Source organism: Pseudomonas sp. P1_F1_2 (assembly GCF_056405815.1).
Genome location: NZ_JBFUBK010000191.1, coordinates 1 through 4105 on the forward strand (window position 1 = coordinate 1; position 4105 = coordinate 4105).

General features: G+C 41.6%; 4 protein-coding genes. All 4 read left to right on the plus strand.

The window, feature by feature from the left end:
* The first annotated feature begins 202 nt into the window (after positions 1 to 202).
* The 4 genes from AC1D2P_RS30320 to AC1D2P_RS30335 are packed head-to-tail and all read left to right on the plus strand — an operon-like array spanning position 203 to position 3946.
* On the plus strand, positions 203 to 850 hold the full coding sequence (locus AC1D2P_RS30320) for an MATE family efflux transporter (protein WP_477811753.1): 648 nt from the start codon (positions 203 to 205) through the stop codon (positions 848 to 850).
* A 39-nt stretch (positions 851 to 889) separates the two neighbouring features.
* A complete protein-coding gene (locus tag AC1D2P_RS30325; RefSeq protein WP_477757431.1) occupies positions 890 to 1948 on the plus strand; it encodes a hypothetical protein in 1059 nt (352 codons plus the stop codon).
* On the plus strand, positions 1945 to 2781 hold the full coding sequence (locus AC1D2P_RS30330) for an inositol monophosphatase family protein (RefSeq protein WP_223524881.1): 837 nt from the start codon (positions 1945 to 1947) through the stop codon (positions 2779 to 2781). The genes AC1D2P_RS30325 and AC1D2P_RS30330 overlap by 4 nt, the downstream gene beginning before the upstream one ends.
* A gap of 28 nt (positions 2782 to 2809) precedes the next feature.
* The gene (locus tag AC1D2P_RS30335) at positions 2810 to 3946 is read left to right on the plus strand and encodes a radical SAM protein (protein ID WP_223524879.1); all 1137 of its coding nucleotides are present in this window, start codon (positions 2810 to 2812) and stop codon (positions 3944 to 3946) included.
* The last annotated feature ends 159 nt before the right edge of the window (positions 3947 to 4105 follow it).

The following is a 4105-nucleotide window of genomic DNA, read 5'->3' on the forward strand; positions in this document are numbered from 1 at the left end:
AGCCTGCACACTATTAGTTTTGACAAACTCGAATAGCAATATTATTTATTTCGCCCTGACATACTCAGGCTTGAGATACTTTTTCGCTAGCATTGCAATCTTGCTTTTTAATTTAAAAATCCATCAACACATTTCAAAATTTAGACACTCACAACATATCGCAAAAACCATATATGTGAATTACTTCATCAAAGGCCTACCGATGGCAATTTGCTTTGGAGGCGAAAGCTTTTTATATTTCATGTTCTCTCTTATTTCAAAAACCATAGGCGACACGAGCGTATCGGCATATCAGGCATCGCTTCATTTTTTAAGTATCGTATATATGATCTCAATAGGAGTGGGAAACGCAACGGGAATTGTAGCCGCGCGGCACTATGGTCTACGAGAGTTCCGACTGTTGAGAGCGACCTATTCTGAGGGACTAAAGCTCGGACTATTAATATTGACTCCATTTTTACTAGCATGCTTTTTCTTAAAAGAAGACATATCAGCAATTTACACAAACGATGCGCCAACCAGACGATTGATTGAGGAAAACATTTTCATCGCGATCCCATTCTTAATATTTGAATACGTTTATGTCGTAACTCGAATGACTTTGAGAAGCATGAACGATTTTTGGATCCCTACGCTGCTAACTATATTTTCACTCAATGTTCTTGGACTAATAATTTCAATCGGACTGCTATCACTTTACGACTATAGCGTGCACTCCCTATTTGTAGCGCTAGTTTTTTGTTCATTTTGCCTGATGCTGCTTCTGCTCTGGCRGTTACGTAGCGTTTTAAAAAATAGCGGACAGCCAGTTAATCAGGAGTTAAGACAAGACACTAAATACATTTTTTAGACTAACTGTCTATTCTTCCACTGCTGAGAGGAGTTAACCATGCACCAGGAAAATCCCGCACTGCATTCCCTAAACCAGCGTACAAACTCCATCACAATAATCAGTGAGCATCATGGCTGGCGAACATTAAGTGGCGTACAAACAAACGATTATTACACTTATCGCAACGCCATACTCAATGGTTGTCATCTTCAAAGAGCGTCGTTCGAACTTCGACACCCTGAAGAAATGATTTGCGATTTAAGCAACCTCGAACCCATTTATAACGGCATGTCTGGTCAGGAAATCGTGCGCATATGGGACTACTTAAATTTAAGCACAAGAAAAATTTCGGCCACAGAGGCATGTAGAATCAATGGCGACGGCCTATCACCAGAAATAGCAATTTCTGGCCCATCAAAAACGCAACTTAGAATCTTAAAAAACAAGCTTGTTAACGAAGCATTTACGCGCACTCGTCGAGACGTGCCACCAGCCCTTATAAACAAAACCACTCGCGGCATTACTAAAAATCGGCCACTTATAAACACAAGCAACGAAACCTTAGAATTCCACAATAGATTTTGTGCTTTTTATAGTAAGTACATATCACACGACCATTGGGATAGCTGTTCCGTGCTCAACACCAGGTATATTTACGAAGACCATACTATCTGGTCGCAAATCGAAAAAATATCAACAAATAAACTTTTTTTACTCTCGGCAGGTTTACCGATTGCGCTTGGCTACTTGGCAGCAACCGGAGATTCCAATATTTTTTTCTCGGAGGTTCATCGGCAAAATGACTCTAGCCTATTGAGCCGAACTAATGCTTTCCAAGATATTTTCCCTCCTCTAACATCATCGAACGAACCATGGCTCATTATAGACAAAGCCTATACCGGAGGAAGCCTCAAGCAGGCAGCAAACACAATCAGGAAAAAACTTGGCTATCATATTGAGGTTAAAACTGTAGCGCCATTCCCTAAATCCTTCAGTGCCTTCATGAGCGCGGATTACGCCGTTTACGCCGGAAAACTATTTGAAGTAAAGTCTTGTGCTCCGAGATTAAACAGGAACCTGTGGCATATACAATTGATAATGGAAGAATCGACATGAGACCATTATTCAAGCATCAGTATATTGCCGAAATTGAGGAATGCCTTTACGAAGCGAGAAAACAACTGCGCCGTTACTGGGCGGGAACTCTGGCCGGCTTGCCCGTTGTCACCACAAATACAAAACACTGGAACGACTCACAGACACAGCATGACTTAGATTGTCAGAGAATATTATATGACTGCCTCTCCAATATAAGTTTTCGAATAACAATTTATTCCGAAGAAAGCACTTCAGCAACTACTTTTGGCGAAAATGAAAATTTCTACCTACTTATAGACCCTCTAGATGGAACACACAACGCAGTTTTAGGATTTCCAGCGTATACATCAAGCGTGGCTCTTTACCACCAAGATGCGTATATATTTGGCTGGATTTATGACCTATCAAGAGATTTGGTCTATACCGCTGCATTGGGCGAGGGATCCTACCTTCAGTCGCCGATCATATTGAAAAGACTTTATGCCCGCAACGTCAACCGTATAGAAGACATGCACATATCCTTCCATCGCCCAAAAGAAGATAGAGCAAAAAACACAATTCAAAAGCTTATATGGTCAGCTAGAAAAATTCGCATTTACTCATGCTCCTCACTAGAAATATGTCTCATCGCCGCCGGGGTACTTGACGCCTTTATTGATATCGATACACCAGGACATGAGCGTAGTTGTGATATTGCCGCAGCAGAGTTGATTTTAAGAGAAGCGGGAGGTGCTCTATTCGATAAAGCAGGAAACCCTAGACACTCCCTGCCTCCCTCACCGGCAGCCCTGTCAGACTCAGGAACTGTGATTGCCTTGTCCTCCCCAGAACTGATACGACTTATCTTGTAGTGTACGTTTAACTTAACTGGAGAAAACCATGCTATCCGAAACTGTGAGATTGAAACTTGAACTATTGTGCAATGGAGTTAATTTTTCTGAAGAGTTCTTAGAGGATTTCCAATCCCGAACGGAGCATATTGAAAAGAGGCGAGCTTACGGGACAGGAGATAGCATTATTCTCAACTCGATCACTCGCACTCCGCAAGAGATAATTTTAGGCGGACAGATTATTTGTGCTGCAAATTATAATCCAGACTCGAACTACCGGATCTCCTTAGAAGAACAAATTCCTGTCCTAAAGCTTGGAGATAACACTATTAAAATTACATTCCCCAAGAGACCTAAATCTTATGGAATGCACCTCAGCAATAGCGAATTATTTGAAAAACATATAACCGTATACGGAAATTCGACCCTCGGAATCTTTTCCCCGGGCCACTGTTATTACTTTAACACCGGTAGTGAATGCAAGTTTTGCTCCTTGGGATCAGCAAGAGAATCATTATCAGACCATAAAATGCGAATAAAAGGTGATATCGCTGGTGAAGCTGTAGCTACCGCAATCAAAGAAGAGCACGGACGATATAAAAGGGTCCTATTAAACGGTGGAACGATTCCAAACTATGACAAAGGGTACTCAATACACTTGGATTTACTGGAGCGAGTAAAAGAATACAACCTTCAGAGCACCTTGGACTACCACTTGATTTCTATGCCTCCTAAGGATTTTCGCCTTTTTGATCGCTTTAAAAAAAATGGCAACAATATGTCGATGAGCATAGAAGTATTCAATCCAATTTTATTCAATGAAGTTTGCCCTGGAAAATCTCGAGATTACACTCGCGAACTATTTTTATCCGCTTTTGAAGCGGCTGTCGAAGTTCTAGGTCGTGGCAATGTATATGCAGGATTTGTCGCAGGGATGGAACCGCTGGAGTCAATCATTGAGGGCATTGAGTTTTTTGGGGAGATGGGAGTGGTACCTGCTGTAGCAGTATTTCACCCTGACGCAGGCTCTCAATACTCTAACCGACAGCGTCCATCAATAGATTTCCTGAAGAAGGTTGGGAAAACAATGTCGGATATATATCACAGAGAAGGATTTCAACCATTAATCGAAGGTAGTGGCAGAAACTCTTTAGATACTGAAGCCTACTTAGGGGGATTTGCATGAGCGGTTCATCTGACCAACCAATATTTATCGCATTCGAAGGCACTGACGGAGCAGGAAAATCAACTATAGCGAGAGCAACTTTTGACAGAGTTTTTGAATCCCACTCAAAAATCGACTATATAGATAAAAACCGACCACCGGTATCATCAGGCTATACAG